Origin of the sequence: Sphingosinithalassobacter sp. LHW66-3 (assembly GCF_050703275.1) — a bacterium.
GTDB lineage: Bacteria > Pseudomonadota > Alphaproteobacteria > Sphingomonadales > Sphingomonadaceae > Sphingomonas.
Genome location: NZ_CP193482.1, coordinates 582,080 through 595,941 on the forward strand (window position 1 = coordinate 582,080; position 13,862 = coordinate 595,941).

A 13,862-nucleotide genomic window follows, 5' to 3' on the forward strand; every position below is an offset into this window, starting at 1 on the left:
GGAGAACAGGAGGAACATGACACCGATGCTACGGACTCGTTTCGCAGGCGTTGCAGGCGCGATTTTGGTCACAGGTTGCACCGCAGCCACACCGCCGCAGGTCCTGCTGCCGGCAAGCACGGTGCAGGCCGCCGCAGAGACGCGACCGGTCGAGAGCGCAGCCTCGGTGGACGCGGCCGACGACCCGGCGATCTGGGTGCCGGCGGGCGGCAATACGACGCGGTTCGCCAGCCGCGACGTTGCCGGAGTGATCCTGGGCACCGACAAGAAAGCGGGCCTCTATGCCTATGATCTGACCGGCGAGGTGCTGCAGTTCCTGCCCGACGGGCTGCTCAACAACGTCGACCTGCGCCCGGACGGCGATGGCTTCATCGCGGCAGCATCGGACCGGGGGCGGATGGGCGTGGCGCTGTATCGCTACAGCCCCGGCGGCGAACTCGTGCCCGCGGGCTTTATCGCCTCCGACGTCGGCGAACCCTATGGCATGTGCCTGGGGCGCTGGAACGATACGCTCGTCGCGGTGCTGGTCGCCAAGGACGGCGCGGTGCGGCTCTACCGGCTCGACGGGGACGGCACCGAGCTGCGGGGCAGCGAACAGGTGCGCTTCCGCCTCGCCTCGCAATCCGAAGGCTGCGTGGTCGACGACGCGACCGGCGATCTCTTCATCGGCGAGGAAAACCGCGGCGTGTGGCGGTTCACGCTTACCGATCCCGGCGCGCCGCCGGTGCTCGTCTCGGCCGTCGGCGACGGCGCGCTGGTCGCCGATGTCGAGGGTCTCGCCATCCTGGAAGACGGGAGAACGCGCTATCTGATCGGATCGAGCCAGGGCGACGACGCCTTCGCGGTGTGGCAGCTGGGCAGCGACATGCCCGTGTATCGCGGGCGCTTTCGCGTGACCGGATCGGACGCGGCGGATGCAGTGACCGGGACCGACGGAGTCGCGGCGCTGGGGGGCGCGGTGGGCCCCTATCCGCAGGGGCTGGTCGTGGTGCAGGACGATGTGAACACCGGCGGACCGCAGAACTTCAAGCTGGTCGACTGGCGGGCGATTCGCGCCGCGCTGGAGCTTTGACGTAGGCGATCGGCTCCCCTAGGCTCCGCCCGCGCGCCAGCTTCTCTCCGGCGCGCGTTCGGAAGCCGTTACCGCACGGGGCGGCGATACAGGAACGAAGGGAATTTCCATGAAGCGATCAATTCTGATCCCCGCTGCGGCCGCGCTCGCCGCGTTTGGCGTCTCCGCATGCAGCCAGGAAGCCGAGACCCAGACCGAGCAGGCCGCGGACGCGATCGGCGACGATATCGAAGCCGGTGCCGATCAGGTGGGCCAGGAGGCTTCCGAGTTCGGCCAGGACGTCGAGCAGGGCGCCGAGGCAGTCGGCCAGGAAATCGAAGAAGGCGCCGAGCAGACCGGTGCGGCGATCGAGAATGGCGCGGAAGCAACCGAAGCCGAGATCGAGGAAGAAACCGACGGACGCCCCGACATGTGATCCGCCTTCCGGGCCGCGGCGCTCCCGCGGCCCGGAATATTCACTGCCCCGGCCCCGGACCCGCCTTCTCCCGCGCCGCTCCCTCCCCTTTCCCTCCCATAACCGGCCGACCCGTGACCGTTCGGCCCCCGCGCTCGCTTCGGCCGTGACCGCACTCCGGCGAGCCGCCCCACTCCGCTCCTCCACAGGCGCACTGCGCCCAGCCCCTCGGAACTCACCAGCGCGCGGAACGCTGTGAAAGCCGACGGTTGCGCGCATCGAAGCCGCGGGGAGGAGATCCATTGCCCGACACATCCGACACCCGGACCCGCTCCTTCGGCTTCATCGGACGCGTGCTGATCGTCCTGGGGCTCGCGAGCCTGGTATTCCTGCTGTGGCAGTTGCGGTCGATGCTGCTGCTGATCTTCGGCGCGATCCTAGTGTGCGTCATCATCCGCGCCCTCGCCCGCAGAATCCTGCGTTATCTTCCGGTTCCCGATGGTGTCGCGGTGGCGATCAGCGTGATCTCCATCACTGCGGCCCTCGGTTTGGGCGGCTGGCTGTTCGGCGAGCAGATCAGCGCCGAAGTGGAGGAAGTCGCCCAAAACCTGCCGGACGCCTGGACGGCGCTCGAGCAACGGCTGGTGCGGTTTGGGCTGGACGGCGAGCTGCAGCAGGCGGTAGCCAGCATCCGCGACAGCGCAGGCGCCGTGCTGGCCAATGCCGGGCGCTTCGTGCTGGCGATCGGCGGCGGGATCACCGACGCAATCGTCGTGATCGTCGGCGGCATCTATCTCGCCGCGCAGCCCGGGATGTACCGCCGGGGGACCATCAGGCTGTTCCCGCCGCGCCGCAGGGACGTCGCAGCGGACGCGCTGGACAAGAGCGGCAAGGCGCTCCGGCTCTGGCTGAAGGGCCAGCTCATCTCGATGACCGTGGTCGGCGTGCTGACCGGGCTGGGCCTGTGGCTGCTCGGCGTGCCGGGCGCGCTGGCACTGGGCCTGATCGCGGCGCTGCTCGAATTCATTCCGCTGATCGGCCCGATCGTTGCGGCCGTGCCGGGGGTGCTGCTCGCGCTCGCGGTGGATCCGATGCTCGCGGTGTGGACCGCCCTCCTCTATCTGGTGATCCAGCAAGTCGAGGGGAATCTCCTCCAGCCGCTGGTGCAGCAATATGCGGTGCACCTGCCGCCGGTGGTGCTGCTGTTCTCGCTGATCGGCTTCGGCCTGTTGTTCGGCGCGCTGGGCGTGCTGCTGGCCGCGCCGCTGACGGTGGTCACCTATGTGCTGGTGCAGCGGCTCTATGTCGAGGAAGCACTGGAGCGGGAGGAACCCCGCGCCCGCAGCTGACGTAGCGGCACGGGCGCGTCTCGGCAGGGTAATGGTCGGGGAGACAGGATTCGAACCTGCGACATCTTGCTCCCAAAGCAAGCGCGCTACCGGGCTGCGCCACTCCCCGACGCTCGTGCCGCCTAGGCGCTTGAGAGCGAACGCACAAGAGCGGCCGCTGGTGGGCCCGGCAGGACTCGAACCCGCAACCTAGCCGTTATGAGCGGCCAGCTCTAACCGATTGAGCTACAGGCCCCCAGCGCCACCGGCGATAGCGGAGGTTCCGGTCTTCCTGCAAGCGACTGCGGGCCGCGCCGCATCGGCAGCCTTCAGCACCGCTTCGACAGAGACCGGCGCGACGCCGTGGCGATCGAGCGCGTCGAGCATCCGTTCCCACCAGCGGTGAAAGACCGTCAGCTCGGCGGCATCGCGCACATAGGGCGTGTGGCCGGGCACCAGCGACGGCGAGTGATAGGAGAAGTTGAGGATCCGGACACCTTCGCCCCGCGCGATGCGCACTGCCTCCAGCGCTTCGTCGAGCGGCATGTCCTCGGGCGTGAGCGCGACACGCGACAGCAGCCCCAGGCGGGCCGCGACGCCGCGCCCGCGCGGAACGCGACCGAGCGCGCGGTGCAGGCCAGGCCCCGCGCGGCGCGCTCGCCCAATGAAGACAGTGGTCAGCGGGAGCTCCACCAGCGCACGCTCAGGCCCCGCGAAAAAGGCGTGGTTGCCGATCGCCGAGAAATCGGGCCCGGCTTCACCCGAATAGTCATAGGCCGCCCGCATCGAGCTATCGAGGCGATAGCCCTCGGCCGCGAGCAGCGCGAGCGTATCGGGCCCGAGGCCGTAGCGCCCGGCCCGATAAACCAGCGGGCGGAACCCGAATGCCCGGTCGATCGCCTGAGTCAGCTCGCGCAGCTTCGCCGCCTGGAGCGCGCGCGGCAGATTGCCGGTGAAGCTGTTCGGCCCGCTGACCGGCTCGTCATGCGGCGGATTGACCCACGGGTGGAGCTGCGCCCCGATCGTCGAACAGCCGTCGTCGAGCAACCGGCGCAGCACCGCGACCGCGCCCGGCGACATGGCGACCGGATGATCGACCAGATAGGCCACCGGCACGCCACGCTCGGCAAAGCGGGCATGCATTTCCGGAAGCGCCTCGATGGCCGTGGTGGAGCGCGCCTCCCGGCGGAAGGGCTCGCTCCAGTCGAACTCCTCTTCGGTGTCGACGAACACGGTGAACCGCGTCCCGAACGAATCCGGCCATGGGATCAGTGCGTCCGCCGCTGGCGACGGAACGCGATAGCCTGAAGGCTTCCCGGCGGCGGGCGGGCGTGTGCGCTTCCCCTGCCCCGGCATCAGTTCAGATGTGCTTGCTCCACCGGCGCACTAACCGCCGCGGGAAGGCGCAATGTCAAGCTGTCCGCGCCGATCACCAGCGACCCGCCCAGCTCCTTGGCGAGATTGCGCGCCAGGCGAAGCGCAAATCCGGTGCCGAGCAGGGTCGCGTCGCTTCCCTCGTCGTCGATCCCGAGCATCGCCTCGCCGGGGAAATCGGCCAGAGCCGCCGGACGTTCGAGCCAGATGGCGACGGTATCGGCGCCTTCGATTCCCATGCGGACGCCCACACGCTCGCCGCGATCGCTGGCGGAAACCAGCGTGGCCATCAGCCGCGAAAGCAGTCGCTCGACGGCGCGCCGATCACCGCTGACGGAGAGATTGTCGACCGGAAGCGCGATCCACGACCCACGCAGCTCGGCGAGCGGAGCGAGGTCGTCGGCGATACCGCAGAGCAGCGGACGCAGCGCCACCGTACCGGGAACCAGCGCCAGCGCGTCGCTTTCGATCCGCGCCGCGAGGTCGAGATCGTCGATCGCTCCGAGCAGTTCCTTGGCCTGGGTACGGATCACGCCGGCGCGATCACGATAGGGCTCGGGCACCGGGCCGAGGATCTGGGTTTCGATCATCTCGGCGAAGCCGGCGATCGCATTGGTGGGCGTGCGCAGCTCGTGAACGAGCTGGCGCAGCGAATCGGCCGGCGTCGCCGGCGCGGGACGGCTCGGCTCGGCACGCTCGTCGGTGCGCGGGCGGCGCGCCGTGCCGCGATAGCCGGTGAAGCGTCCGCTCGCGGGATCGAACACCGGAATGCCGGAGATGAGCCAGTCGCCGGCTGCGTCGGTCTCGCCTTCGACCGAGAGCCGCGCGTTCGAAAAGCCGGCGCGGCGCCGGAACGCGCCCGCAGCGACTCCGTCGACTCGCGCAGTGCCGGGCACTCCCTGCAGATCGAGCGAGAGCCCGACGAGCGGTGCACGCGAAACACCCTCGACCCAGCGGATCACGCCCTTCGAATCGGTTTCGAAGCGGAAGCCGGCCGCTTCGGGCTCGCGCACCGGTGGAGCGGCTTCCGGCGCTTCCTGCTGGCGGCGCCAGAAGGCGTCGATTCGCGCAACGACTTCGGAAATCTGGAACGGCCCCTCGGGATCGGCGCCCGGCGCGGCCTCGCCTTGCGCCTCCGGTTCGGCTTCCGCTTCCTGCGCGGCCGCCGCCGTGTCGGGATCCGCGAGCATCGTTTCTTCCCCGGTCATCGCGGGACCTTGAGCCACGGCACCGGGCTCGGCAACCGTTGCGTCGGCCGGTTCGGCGCTCGCTGTCCCGCTTTCGGGCGGAGCCGGCGCGGGGACGGGCTGTACGGCGCCCGCAGCAGCATAGGAAGCCGCCACGCCGGCAAGCGCGACGAAGGAGAAATCCTCTTCGGCCGCTTCCTGGGGCTCGGTAGCGACAGCGGGTGCCGCAATCGGGTAGGGCAGTCGTTCCCGCTCGGGCGCGAGCACAAGCGGCGGCTGAGGCGGTTCGGCAGGCACCGGCAGGGCCGCGACAGGCGCGACCGGCTCCGGCGGCTCGATTCCCTCCGGCGCCGGGGTCGCGACGACGTGCGCCCAGTCGAGCACCCGGTCCTGCGCCATCTCCAGCTCGGACGCGGGAGCAGGTTGCGGCGCATTCACGACCATCACCGGCGCGGGCGAAGCGATGACATCGTTCCAGTCGATCGGCTCCGCCTCGGCTGCGGGTGCGACTTCCTCGGCCGACACGACCTCCGCCGCCGGTGCTTCGGCAAGCGCCGCAGGCTCGCCGGCCAGGATGAAATCGGCCGATCCGAATGCGTCGAGTGCCCGCTTCACGGCCGGGCCGAGTTCGCGCCGTCCGCGCAGCACTGCGCGCGCGGCGGAGGAAATATCGGGGAGCAGCGCGATCCATTCGGACGAGGTGAGCCGAGCGGTGCGCAGCACCGGCGCCGCGATCTTGATGTCGTCGACTGCGAACAGCCGCACCAGTGCCATCGGAGGATCGGCATATTCCAGCCCCCGCGCACTGGCGGCACGCACCGGCGCGGGAACATGGGGGCGGATCGTATGCAGCGTCGAAAGCGCGCGCGCGTCCGGCGGCACGCGGCGGCGGCCGATCAGATCGACGAGCTGGCGCCAGGCGGACTGCATGCCGAAGGGCGACGACACATCGCCTGCCAGGACCGTCTCAAGAGTATCGTCGAAGCGCACGCGCCGCCTTGTTCCTCTGCTGCCGCGTTCGCCGCGGCGTAAGGATTTCTTAACGGCTGGGGCATTCCTTCGGAACACTCGATTTCGGCACGTCGCAATGTGGGACAATTGCGTTGCCGAGTAATAATATAAGGCTTATCCCGGCTGCCGAGCACGATCGGTGCGCCAAAGCGAATCTGGGGGACGAATGCGGTTCGACGAAATTGATGTGCGCATCCTGGGATTGCTCCAGGAGAACGGGCGCATGACCAATGTCGAACTGGCCGAGCGCGTGGGCCTTACCGCCCCTCCCTGCCTGCGCCGCGTCCGCGCGCTGGAGCAGGAAGGCGCGATCCGGGGATATCATGCCGCACTGGATGCGGAAGCACTGGGCTATGGGTTGACCGTCTTCGCCATGGTGAGCCTGCGCAGCCAGGCGGAAAGCGACTTGCGCGCATTCGAAACGCTGGTGGCAGACATTCCCGAAGTCCGCGAATGTCACATGCTGAACGGCGAAATCGACTTTATTCTCAAGATCGTAGCGACCGATCTTCAGAGCTTCCAGAAGATCCTCACGACACGACTGACCACCGCACCCAATGTCGAGAGCGTGAAGACGTCGCTCACGATCCGGACTTCGAAGCTGTTGCCGGGCGTGCCCGTTCCGCCGGCCTGAACTGAAAAGGGGCGGAGTCGGCGCCCGGCCGATCCCGCCCCCTTTACGATCAGTTCGCCGTTGCGGCGGGCTGCGCAGCCGCTTCCGACGCAGGAGCAGGCGCCAGCTCCGGCAGATCGATCCACGTCGTCCAGAAGCGCGCGATGTCCGCCGTCGCGCCGGTGCCGCTCACCTGAGCGAAAGACTGCTTCGCGGCCGTCTCGTTTCCGGAGCGCGCCTGGGCGATGCCGAGGCGCAGATTGACGACGTCGGTGTCGACACCGCCCTTTTCGAGCGCGAGCTGATACAGCTCGATCGCCTTCGCGTCGTTGCCGGATGCCAGATAGGCGTCGCCGGTCTGCGCGGCGAGCTCGCCGTTCGCGGCGGCGGTGGCCTGCCGCTCATAGGTGGAAAGCGCCTGCTCGTTGCGGACCGCGCGCTGCGCCTGGGTGTAGATCTGGTTGAAAGTCGGCTCGTTGCTGGCGATCGAACCGCCGGCACGTCCTTCCTCGATCACCGTCACTGCCTCCCAGGGGAGACCCGCATTCACCGCGGCATCGGCATATTCATAATAGGAACGCTCGTCGGCGAGCGCGCCGCTGGCGCGCATCAGACGATAGAGATCGATCTTCTGCCGCGCACCGAGCTGCGCACCGGCACTGTCGTTGCTCTCGCGATAGAGAATCAGCACGCGGCGCCAGTTGGGGATGGTGGGATAGGCTTCGACCTGGCGCATCAGCCAGCCCGCCGTGGCGGCGCGATCGCCCGTGCCGTAGAGCTTCGCGACGGCGAGGCTGTACCAATCCTCGGGTGCCTTGCGGCCCGCGGCTTCCTCGGCCTGGATCGCACGCTCGAGCTCGGCGATGCCCTCGGAAACCTGATCGTTTTCGAGATAGGAGCTGGCGAGCAGCAGCGGCAGGTTGGCACTGGTCGAACCCAGTTCGCGCGCGCGCAGCAGGAAGGGGATCGCCTCGGCGCGGCGATCGAGCACGATCGCGCGGCGGCCGCGCTCATAGTTGAGCGCCGCCTGATTCTCGGCCGGGACGCGTGGGCTGGCGATCAGCGTGTCGAGCGCGCGGATCACGCCTTCATCGTCGTCCTTGCCGGTGGCGACCTGAAGCCGCATCCATGCGGCGAAATACTGTTCGTCAGGATTGTCGGCGGCCGCTTCCGCCCGCGCCAGCGGGGCCTCGGCGGCGTCCCAGTTACGCGCTTCGACCGCAGCCTGCGCCTCGGCGGCGGGCTCGCGGAAATCCTCGCTCATTTCAAGCTGCTGCTGCTCCTGCTGCTGGCCACGGCGCTGCGCCGAAGCCGGATCGGCGGTGAGCGCGAAGGCGCTGAGCGAGAGGGCAGTCGCAAGCGTGAGCTTGGAAACGAATGTCATGTGAGACTCTCCTAACTGGGCCCGCGCGAGCGGAATTCGCGCTCGCCTCTAAAGGGCGGATCGGCACCATTCAAGCCGACGCGGGGCCGTGCCGAATGGCATCGGCGAACTGAACGCGCATTGAACGCGCCGGCTCCCTGCCGCTTTGACTCACGCGCTCGACGGCGGCTAGGCGCGCAGAATGATTGCGGTCCTCTCCCCGGCGAAGACGCTGGACTATGCCACGCCCCTCCCCGCCTCGATCGAGCCCACCGCGCCGCGGCTTGGGGCAGAGGCGGAAACACTGGCGCAGGGTGCGGCCAAGCTGTCGAAAAGCCGGCTCGGCGCGCTGATGCATATTTCGGACAAGCTGGCGGCGCTCAACGTCGATCGCTTCCGGGGCTTCGCCGAGCAACCCGAGCGACCCGCGCTCTATGCCTTTGCCGGCGACGTCTACAGCGGCTTCGAGGCGCGCACGCTCGAGGAGCCGGCGATCGCCTTCGCGCAAGATCATGTGCGGATCCTCTCGGGGCTTTACGGGCTGCTGCGACCGCTCGACGCGATGCGGCCCTATCGGCTCGAAATGGGAACGCGCTGGGCACCCGGGCGGGCCAAGGACCTCTATGGCTGGTGGCAGGACCGGATCGCCGACCTGCTTGCAAGCGACATCGCGGCGGAAGGATCGGGCACGATCCTCAATCTTGCGAGCCAGGAATATTGGCGCGCAGTAGCGGGCAAGCTTCCCGCGGGAGTGCGGATCATCGAAGTCGATTTCCGCGAACCGGGCCCCGACGGACCCCGCTTCGTCAGCTTTCACGCGAAAAAGGCGCGCGGAATGATGGCGCGCTGGATGTGCGAGCATCATATCGCCGATGCCGAGGCGATGCGCGGCTTCGACAGTGCCGGCTATCGCTTCGACGCCGCGGCGAGCGAGGCGGACCGCTGGACCTTCGTGCGCAGCGGCGAGGCGGGCTGATGCCGCGCTCGGCAGTGGTGATCGGCGCGTCCGGCGGCATCGGCGGCGCGCTGCTGGCGGCGATTGAGGACGAAGGCGGCTTCGAAGCGGTGCACGGCTTCGCACGCTCGTGGCAGGGCGACCGCCACCTCGACCTGACCGACGAAGCGAGCATCGCCGCCGCTGCGGCGCATGTGGCCACCGGCCCCGCGCCCGAACTCGTCGTCGTCGCGACCGGGCTGCTCCACGAAGCGGGCCGCGGCCCCGAAAAGGCGCTGAAGGAGCTCGACGCAGAGTGGCTGGCGCGCACCTATGCGGTCAATGCGATCGGTCCGGCGCTGGTCGCAAAGCATTTCCTGCCGCTGCTTCCGCGCGCCGGCACTCCCGTGTTCGCTGCGCTGTCGGCGCGCGTCGGCAGCATCGCCGACAATCGGCTCGGCGGCTGGCACGGCTATCGCGCGTCGAAGGCCGCGCTCAACATGCTGGTGCGCAACGCCGCGATCGAAGCGAAGCGCGCGAATGACCGGTCAATCGTCGTGGCGCTGCATCCCGGCACGGTGGACACCGCATTGTCGCGGCCGTTCCAGGGCAATGTCGCGCCCGGCGCTCTGTTCGACGCGGAGCGCGCCGCGCTTCAGCTGCTCGACGTGATCGAAGATCTGAAGCCGGTCGATTCGGGCAAGCTCTTCGCCTGGGACGGTACCGAGATCCCGTTCTGACACGCCAGCCGCTCGCACGCGTACGCGCGTGCACGCGCGCGCGGCCCTTGGCAGCAGGAGCCCCAGCCGCTAGGGCTGTCGCACAGCTGAAACACTCTCCGGAAAGCCCTGGCCCTTGACCGACGAGACCCTCCTCGCGGACCCTTCCGACATTACCCCGATCTCGATCGTCGACGAGATGAAGACCTCGTACCTCGATTACGCGATGAGCGTGATCGTGGCGCGTGCGCTCCCCGACGTTCGCGACGGGCTGAAGCCCGTTCACCGCCGGATTCTATACTCGGCCTCGGAAAGCGGATTCTTCTACAACCGGCCCTATCGCAAGTCGGCGCGCATCGTCGGCGACGTAATCGGTAAATACCACCCGCACGGCGACACCGCGATCTACGACGCATTGGCGCGCATGACCCAGGACTGGTCGATGCGCGTCCCGCTGATCGACGGCCAGGGCAATTTCGGATCGATGGATCCCGATCCTCCGGCGGCGATGCGCTACACCGAGGCGCGGCTCGCGCGCGCGGCGAGCGAGCTGCTGACCGATCTCGACAAGGACACGGTCGACTTCGTACCCAACTATGACGGGTCGGAAACCGAGCCGTCGGTGCTGCCCGCGCGCTTCCCCAATCTGCTGGTCAATGGCGCCGGGGGCATCGCGGTGGGCATGGCGACCAACATCCCGCCGCACAATCTGGGCGAAGTGGTCGACGCCTGCCTCGCCTATATCGCCAATGGAGCGATCACCGCCGAAGAGCTGATGGAGATCGTCCCCGGGCCCGACTTCCCGACCGGCGCGATCATCCTCGGCCGGTCGGGCTGCCGATCGGCGTACAGCACCGGCCGCGGATCGGTGATGCTGCGCTCGCGCCACACGATCGAGCAGCGCGGCGACCGGCGCTCGATCATCCTTACCGAAATCCCCTATCAGCAGGGCAAGAACGCGCTCGTCGAGAAGATCGCCGAGGCCGCGAAGGAAAAGCGGATCGAGGGCGTCAGCGACATTCGCGACGAATCGAACCGCGAAGGCGTGCGCATCGTCATCGACCTGCGCCGCGACGCGACGCCCGAGGTGGTGCTGAACCAGCTATGGCGGCACACGCCCGCGCAATCGAGCTTCGCGGCGAACATGCTCGCGATCCGCGGCGGGCGCCCCGAGCTGCTCAACCTGCGCGACATCATCGAGGCGTTCGTCAAGTTCCGCGAGGAAGTGATCACGCGGCGCTCGAAATACGAGCTGGCCAAGGCGCGCGACCGGGCGCACATCTTGCTCGGCCTCGTCATCGCGGTCACCAATCTCGATGAAGTGGTGCGGATCATCCGCGGCTCGTCCTCGCCCGCCGAGGCGCGCGAGAAGCTGCTTTCGCGCGAATGGCCGGTGGCCGAGATCGCGCCCTATATCCGGCTGGTCGAGGCGGTCGAACACGAAGTCGAAGGCGACACCTATCGGCTGAGCGACACCCAGGTGCGCGCGATCCTCGACCTGCGGCTCCACCGCCTGACCGCGCTCGGGCGCGACGAGATCGGCGACGAGCTCCGCGCGCTTGCCGACAGCATCGCCGAGCTGCTCGAAATCCTCAGCAATCGCGCCAAGCTCTACGAAGTGATGCGCGAGGAGCTGCAGGCGGTGCGCGATCAGTTCGCGACGCCGCGCCGCACCGAAATCGCCGCCGCCGCCGACGGGATCGAGGACGAGGATCTGATCGAGCGCGAGGACATGGTCGTCACCGTGACCCACGGCGGCTATATCAAGCGCACGCCGCTCGCCACCTTCCGCGCCCAGGCGCGCGGCGGCAAGGGCCGCGCGGGAATGGCGACCAAGGACGAGGATGCCATCACGAACCTGTTCGTGACTTCGACTCACACGCCGGTGCTGTTCTTCTCGACCGCGGGCAAGGTCTATCGCCTGAAGGTGTGGCGCCTTCCCGAAGGCGGGCCGCAGACGCGCGGACGCCCGATGGTGAACCTGCTTCCGCTCGAGGCGGGCGAGACGATTTCCAACGTGCTCGCCCTGCCCGAGGATGAAGGCGAATGGGCCGATCTCCACATCGTCTTCGCCACCAAGAACGGCGCGGTGCGCCGCAATTCGATGGACGCGTTCACCAACGTGCCGTCGAACGGCAAGATCGCGATGCGCTTCGACGAGGGCAGCGACGATCGGCTGGTGGGCGTCGCGCTGCTGACCGAGGAGGACGATGTCCTGCTCGCCAGCCGCCAGGGCAAGGCGATCCGCTTCGCCGCGACCGACGTGCGCGAGTTCCAGAGCCGAACCGCCACGGGCGTGCGCGGCATGACGCTGAAGGGCGACGATCAGGTCATCTCGCTGTCGATCCTCAAATCCTCCGAAATCGACATGGAGGAGCGCGACGCCTATCTGCGCGCCGCGCCGTGGAAGGAGAATGAGAACGGCCCGACGCTTTCCGCCGAGCGGATGCAGGAGCTGAGCGCCGCCGAGGAGTTCATCCTCACCGTCTGCGCCAACGGCTATGGCAAGATCTCGAGCGCCTATGAATATCGCCGCACCGGCCGCGGCGGACAGGGCATCACCAACATCGACAACATCCGCCGCAACGGACCCGTGGTGGCCAGCTTCCCGGCACATACCGACGAGCAGCTGATGCTGGTGACCGATCAGGCGAAGATGATCCGCATGCCGCTCGACAGCCTGCGCGTGATCGGCCGCGGTTCGGCGGGCGTGCGGCTGTTCTCGGTGGCCGAGGGCGAGCATGTCGTCGGCGCCGCACGGATCGACGAAGAGGAAGCGCCGGAGAACCCCGCCGAGGAGAAGGTCGCCGAAGAGCGTGCCGGGGCCGCCGCCGGTCCGGCGGGCGACCTGCGCGTCGACGATGGCACCGGGCCCGAGACGATGGACGAGCACGTCGACGAGAGCGACGACGAAGGGAACGAGCCATGACCCGCGCCCAGACCGGATATAAGGTGCTGACCGCCGATCAGATGGCGGTGCTGGAAAAGGACGGCGTGTTCACCGGCGCACCGGTCGACATCCAGGACGGTTATATCCACTTGTCGACCGCCGAGCAGCTCACCGAGACCGTCGACAGGCATTTCGCCGGGCAGGACGGACTGTGGGTCGCCGCCGTCGATCTGGTCGCACTGGGGGATGCGGTGAAGTGGGAGGAATCGCGCGGCGGCGCCAGCTTCCCCCATCTCTATGCGCCGCTGCCGCTTTCGGCGGTGGTCGGCTATTCGGAGCTGGTCCGCGACGCCGACGGAACGGTGCGCCTCCCGGTCACGGGTTGACCGCCGAGCCGCTTTGCAGGCGGCGCAGCCCGAAGGCGCCGATCACGGTGGTGAAGCCCGCGAAGATCAGGCTGAGCGCGAGCGCGATGCCGAGGAACTGCACCGCCGGAAACGGATAGTTGGCGAGCAGCAGCACGCCGAGGATGATGTCGAGCAGCGCGGAAAGGAACAGCAGCGCCTTGCCGGTGCCGTCGTCGCTGCGGAAGGCCGACACCAGTTCGAGCACGCCGCGGAACAGCAGCCAGAAGCCGACCGCGAACGTGAGCGACATCGATCCGGCGAGCGGAAAGGCGAAACAGTAGAGCCCCACGAGGACGGCGACCACTCCGAACAGGATGTCGGTCCAGCGCCGCGACGGCCGCGCCGACTTCGCCCCGACGACGATCCCGCCGATGCCGAGGACGACGAGCGCAGCGCCGACGAGAGTCGCTCCGGCCACCGCCGTGATGAGCGGCGCTCCGAAGAGCAGCAGGCCGAGCAGGATCATCACCACGCCGAGCGCGAGCACCCAGCCCCAGCTGGTCGTGTCGGATCGCGTGCGGCGTGCGGCGGTGTCGGTCACGTTCTGCCCCTGTGTTGCATATGGCCCTG

At 68.4% G+C, this 13,862-nt stretch carries 12 protein-coding genes and 2 tRNA genes; 8 read left to right on the forward strand and 6 right to left on the reverse strand.

The genetic code is table 11. The features are described 5' to 3' along the window. Window positions 1–16: 16 nt before the first annotated feature. The 3 genes from ACQ450_RS02710 to ACQ450_RS02720 all read left to right on the forward strand — a co-directional run bounded on the left by ACQ450_RS02710 (window position 17) and on the right by ACQ450_RS02720 (window position 2,815). On the forward strand, window positions 17–1,072 hold the full coding sequence (locus tag ACQ450_RS02710; RefSeq protein ID WP_431470405.1) for a phytase: 1,056 nt from the start codon (window positions 17–19) through the stop codon (window positions 1,070–1,072). 109 nt (window positions 1,073–1,181) lie between these two features. After that, a complete protein-coding gene (locus tag ACQ450_RS02715) occupies window positions 1,182–1,487 on the forward strand; it encodes a hypothetical protein (RefSeq protein ID WP_188055000.1) in 306 nt (101 codons plus the stop codon). A 281-nt stretch (window positions 1,488–1,768) separates the two neighbouring features. Further along, entirely contained in the window at window positions 1,769–2,815 is a 1,047-nt protein-coding gene (locus ACQ450_RS02720; protein WP_431470406.1) for an AI-2E family transporter, read from the forward strand. 32 nt (window positions 2,816–2,847) lie between these two features. Here ACQ450_RS02720 and ACQ450_RS02725 read toward each other — a convergent pair. From ACQ450_RS02725 to ACQ450_RS02740, 4 genes are all read right to left on the reverse strand, one after another. After that, window positions 2,848–2,924, reverse strand: a tRNA-Pro gene (locus ACQ450_RS02725). A 49-nt stretch (window positions 2,925–2,973) separates the two neighbouring features. Further along, window positions 2,974–3,050: transfer RNA gene (locus ACQ450_RS02730), tRNA-Ile, on the reverse strand. Next, window positions 3,041–4,027, reverse strand: coding sequence for a polysaccharide deacetylase family protein (locus ACQ450_RS02735; protein ID WP_431470407.1), 987 nt, complete (start codon window positions 4,025–4,027; stop codon window positions 3,041–3,043). Before ACQ450_RS02735 ends, ACQ450_RS02730 begins: the two co-directional genes overlap by 10 nt. Window positions 4,028–4,149: 122 nt before the next feature. Next, window positions 4,150–6,345 (reverse strand): histidine kinase dimerization/phospho-acceptor domain-containing protein, encoded by a 2,196-nt coding sequence (locus tag ACQ450_RS02740; protein ID WP_431470408.1) that lies wholly within the window; start codon window positions 6,343–6,345, stop codon window positions 4,150–4,152. Between the two features lie 187 nt (window positions 6,346–6,532). Here ACQ450_RS02740 and ACQ450_RS02745 point away from each other — a divergent pair, with 187 nt between their 5' ends. Then, window positions 6,533–7,000 carry an Lrp/AsnC family transcriptional regulator gene (locus ACQ450_RS02745; RefSeq protein WP_188055002.1) on the forward strand — a complete coding sequence of 156 codons (468 nt, stop codon included), beginning with the start codon at window positions 6,533–6,535 and terminating at the stop codon, window positions 6,998–7,000. Window positions 7,001–7,049: 49 nt separating this feature from the next. Here the strand turns inward: ACQ450_RS02745 and ACQ450_RS02750 are convergent, their stop codons facing one another. Beyond that, complete coding sequence (locus tag ACQ450_RS02750; RefSeq protein ID WP_431470409.1) at window positions 7,050–8,363, reverse strand: tetratricopeptide repeat protein; 1,314 nt, start codon at window positions 8,361–8,363, stop codon at window positions 7,050–7,052. A gap of 181 nt (window positions 8,364–8,544) precedes the next feature. Between ACQ450_RS02750 and yaaA the strand changes: the two genes are divergently transcribed. The 4 genes from yaaA (at window position 8,545) to ACQ450_RS02770 (ending at window position 13,271) form a co-directional block, all read left to right on the forward strand. After that, window positions 8,545–9,318 carry a peroxide stress protein YaaA gene (gene yaaA, locus ACQ450_RS02755; RefSeq protein ID WP_431470410.1) on the forward strand — a complete coding sequence of 258 codons (774 nt, stop codon included), beginning with the start codon at window positions 8,545–8,547 and terminating at the stop codon, window positions 9,316–9,318. After that, the gene (locus ACQ450_RS02760) at window positions 9,318–10,016 is read left to right on the forward strand and encodes an SDR family oxidoreductase (RefSeq protein WP_431470411.1); all 699 of its coding nucleotides are present in this window, start codon (window positions 9,318–9,320) and stop codon (window positions 10,014–10,016) included. The genes yaaA and ACQ450_RS02760 overlap by 1 nt, the downstream gene beginning before the upstream one ends. Window positions 10,017–10,131: 115 nt before the next feature. Continuing rightward, complete coding sequence (gyrA, locus tag ACQ450_RS02765; RefSeq protein WP_431470412.1) at window positions 10,132–12,924, forward strand: DNA gyrase subunit A; 2,793 nt, start codon at window positions 10,132–10,134, stop codon at window positions 12,922–12,924. Further along, window positions 12,921–13,271 (forward strand): DUF952 domain-containing protein, encoded by a 351-nt coding sequence (locus ACQ450_RS02770; protein WP_431470413.1) that lies wholly within the window; start codon window positions 12,921–12,923, stop codon window positions 13,269–13,271. Before gyrA ends, ACQ450_RS02770 begins: the two co-directional genes overlap by 4 nt. On the opposite strand, the gene ACQ450_RS02775 is transcribed toward ACQ450_RS02770, so the two are convergent. Continuing rightward, window positions 13,261–13,833: an HdeD family acid-resistance protein gene (locus tag ACQ450_RS02775; protein ID WP_431470414.1), complete on the reverse strand. Its 573-nt coding sequence runs from the start codon at window positions 13,831–13,833 to the stop codon at window positions 13,261–13,263. The two genes, ACQ450_RS02770 and ACQ450_RS02775, sit on opposite strands and share 11 nt — an antisense overlap. Window positions 13,834–13,862: the final 29 nt, after the last annotated feature.